Annotated in this window: 3 protein-coding genes and 1 pseudogene; 1 reads left to right on the top strand and 3 read right to left on the bottom strand. The window is 65.3% G+C overall.

Features of this window, described 5'->3' with window-relative positions; genetic code table 11:
- Window positions 1-390 (bottom strand): annotated as a pseudogene (locus tag ACOJTD_RS07650) (mechanosensitive ion channel family protein); the annotation flags it as partial.
- A 117-nt stretch (window positions 391-507) separates the two neighbouring features.
- A complete protein-coding gene (locus tag ACOJTD_RS07645; RefSeq protein ID WP_420132321.1) occupies window positions 508-996 on the bottom strand; it encodes an NUDIX domain-containing protein in 489 nt (162 codons plus the stop codon).
- Window positions 997-1,118: 122 nt separating this feature from the next.
- Between ACOJTD_RS07645 and ACOJTD_RS07640 the strand changes: the two genes are divergently transcribed.
- Entirely contained in the window at window positions 1,119-2,000 is an 882-nt protein-coding gene (locus ACOJTD_RS07640; protein ID WP_420132320.1) for a metallophosphoesterase family protein, read from the top strand.
- A gap of 31 nt (window positions 2,001-2,031) precedes the next feature.
- Here ACOJTD_RS07640 and ACOJTD_RS07635 read toward each other — a convergent pair whose 3' ends face one another.
- Window positions 2,032-2,595 carry a hypothetical protein gene (locus tag ACOJTD_RS07635; protein WP_420132319.1) on the bottom strand — a complete coding sequence of 188 codons (564 nt, stop codon included), beginning with the start codon at window positions 2,593-2,595 and terminating at the stop codon, window positions 2,032-2,034.
- Window positions 2,596-2,643: the final 48 nt, after the last annotated feature.

Here is a 2,643-nt window from a genome sequence, read left to right as displayed (position 1 = left end):
CTTGTCCTGATCCGGCGGCAGGCCGTCGTCCACATCGCCGGCCTGTTCCGTGCTCAGGCGAAGGCGGGAGAACACATAGCCCCCCTGATCGAGGATGCGCTGCAGCTGCTGCGCGACGCTGGGACCCCAGGCGCCCTTCTCCTGACTGAGATCGAGATACTGTGCCGCCTTCTCGTAATTCTGCTCGGCGGCCGCATTGATGAAGCCGGCCACCATCCCGGCCGGCGTATCGCGGCCGAGCGGATCAGCGGGCTTTTCCTGAGCCTTGGGAGCCGAATCGCCGTTTCCGGAACCGCCGGGGGCCGGAATTTGCGCAAATGCGACGTTCGCCGCCAATACCGCCCATATGATCAGCAGGGATCGAACGATGGCTTTCGCGGATGCCGTCAAAACAGGTCCTTTCAAAAATTGCTGGGTTGGATGCGGCGGTCTGACCAGAGAAATGGGCCCTAGATATGATCGGCGCGGCAATCGTTTGCGCCGCCGATCAGGCTCGCGCCGGATGCCTCACCGCCAGGTCAGGCGCCTCGGCTCGTTGCCGAGCACCTCGGCGATCCGCAGCCGCGTCCCCACCGTGGTCTCTTCGGGCAGCGTCGCGACATCGAAAAAGCCGGACTCGACGATCTCGAAATTCAGCGCTGGCGCACGATCTTGCCGGTATTTTCGCACCACATAGACGGCCACATGATCGCGCGGCGAGACGTGGCTGTTGAGGAAGATGCCGTGCAATTCCGGATCTTCGGTCAGTTCAATCCGGCCCTCTTCCACCAGTTCCCGCCGGAGCGCATCGAGGAACGTCTCGCCGACCTCGACGCCGCCGCCCGGCAAGTGCCAGCCGCTGACGTAGCTGTGCTTGATGAGGAAGACGCGGCCTTGCGCGTCGAGCACGACACCACGCGCGCCCAGCGTCATGCCGCGCGCGAACCGCCAATACAGATGAAACAGCCGACGCAGCACCGGCTCGAATCTCACTCGCAAGGTCTGCAGAGCCGGCAAGGCGGACGATCCTCGAATGGCGGATGCAGCGCACGCTTGCACCGATCCGTCGACCTTGCCAAAACCGGACCGATTTTGACAGGGATTGCGAGCCCTGATCTCGGGACCGGAAGGAAAGCGCGATGACCTTTACCTTGGCGCATCTGTCCGACCCGCATCTGCCACTGCCGCTGTCGAAGCCGCGCTACCGGGAATTGGCCAGCAAGCGAGCGCTCGGCTACCTCAATTATTCCCGCCGGCGCCAGGCCATCCACCGCCGCGACATCCTCGATACGCTGGTCGGCGATATCCAGGCGCAACAGCCCGACCACATCGCTGTCACCGGCGACCTGCTCAACATTTCGCTCGTCGGTGAATTCGCACCAGCGCGACAATGGCTGGAAAGCGTTGGTCCACCGGACCGCGTCAGCGTCGTGCCGGGCAACCACGACTCCTATGTCACCTCGACGGCGCTGCGGTTCGGCGAGGACTTCGCCGCCTATCTCAGCGGCGACGACGGCGTCGCCGGCTTTCCCTATCTGCGCCGGCGCGGCAATGTGGCGCTGATCGGCGTCTCCAGTGCGATCCCGACCGCGCCGTTCATGGCGACCGGCCGGCTCGGCAGCGCCCAGCGCGCCAGGCTCGAGATCCTGCTCGCGGGTCTGGCAGATCAGCCGGTGTTTCGCGTGCTGATGATCCACCATCCGCTGCGTTCTCGCTCACGCTTCAAGCGGCTGACCGATTCGCGCGAGCTGATCGCGCTGCTGCAGCGCTATCCGGTCGAACTGGTGCTGCACGGTCACGACCATGTCCACGCCACGATCTGGATCGACACGCCAACCAAGCCGATCCCGGTGGTGGGCGTGCCGTCAGCGTCCGCGTTCAACGATCACCATCGTCCCTCGGCGGCCTACAATTTCTTCACGATCAGCGAGGAAGGCGGAAGCTGGCGCTGCCAGCACCGCAGCCGCGGCTTCGCCGGCACCGAGACGGTGCAGGAGCTGCGCGAGCCGGTGATTTTGTAACACTGCCCCGCCTCGGCCGGGCTTGGCTCGGTTACGCGTTGCGCAGCGCCGTGAACAAAGCGACGGCGAACAGCGCCAAAGCGCCGGCGAGGAATCCGAGCAGGAAAATCCAGAAGCCGCCGCGGCGCTTGTCCTGCACATTCGGAGTTTCCGCCACGGGCAGCGGGCCCGTAGCGGCCAGCGCGTGGTCGCGTTCGATCAGGCGGCGCGCCACATAGCTGGTGATGGCATCGACGATCACGGCGGGCTGGTGTGATTCGGCGAGCACGATGCGGCCGTAGCGGGTGTCCTGGACGAAGCGATAGACACGCTTGTCGCGCCCCATCATCACGTGGGCGACGACGTCGATCCACAGCCGCGGCGTGTCGCCCTGGCTGAAGCCGCGGTCAAACAGGTCGACGCCGGCGGGAATCTCTTCGAACAGCGGGTCGAGCGCCTCGTTGAGGATTTCCAGCCGGGCGATCTCGGCGTCACGCAGATCGACCACGACGCCGGTGCGGTCGGCCGCCTCGATCCGGGCCTGGCGCAGCGCATCGCGCAGCCGCATCGGCCGCGCCTCGGCTGTTCCGCTGACCTTGTTGTGCGCGTCCGCCATCCGATGCCTGGCTCGATTTTCAAAATTAACCTAACAGCAACCATGACC

This window comes from Rhodopseudomonas sp. (assembly GCF_048594845.1).
In the GTDB taxonomy this organism is placed as follows: Bacteria; Pseudomonadota; Alphaproteobacteria; order Rhizobiales; family Xanthobacteraceae; genus Rhodopseudomonas.
Note: the sequence above shows the minus strand (reverse complement) of the source record. Positions and strands in the feature narration are given on the sequence as shown.

What these genes read in the sequence shown, in the direction of transcription:
- ACOJTD_RS07640 (WP_420132320.1), top strand. Translation starts at nt 1,119, where the DNA reads ATGACCTTTACCTTGGCGCATCTGTCCGACCCGCATCTGCCACTGCCG.
- ACOJTD_RS07635 (WP_420132319.1), bottom strand. Translation starts at nt 2,595, where the DNA reads ATGGCGGACGCGCACAACAAGGTCAGCGGAACAGCCGAGGCGCGGCCG.